The 220-nt window shown below is 59.5% G+C and carries 1 protein-coding gene; it reads right to left on the bottom strand.

The features are described from left to right. On the bottom strand, positions 1–220 hold a 220-nt coding region (locus H6B10_RS16945), incomplete at both ends, for a hypothetical protein (RefSeq protein WP_204652514.1).

Below are 220 nucleotides of genomic sequence, written 5' to 3'. Positions count from 1 at the left end.
TGTTACGGGCTGTGCGTCCAGCAATTCGGACAAAGGACGGCCCGCCTGCCATGCAGCACTGGCTGCCTGTCCCACATCAAAGCTGCCGTTCAGCGTAGGGATGGAACCGCTGTCCCATTTGTCAGACTCGCAGCGTTTCCGTGCGCAAAAAACTCCGGTGGCACCGGAACCTGCCCCTGCGCCGCAGGAGGATTTTGAATTGAAGCTGCAACCGGAACCT

Source organism: Gemmiger formicilis (assembly GCF_016901605.1).
Lineage (GTDB): Bacteria > Bacillota > Clostridia > Oscillospirales > Ruminococcaceae > Gemmiger > Gemmiger formicilis_B.
The sequence above is the reverse complement of the archived record's forward strand: the minus strand, read 5'-3'. Positions and strand labels throughout refer to the sequence as shown.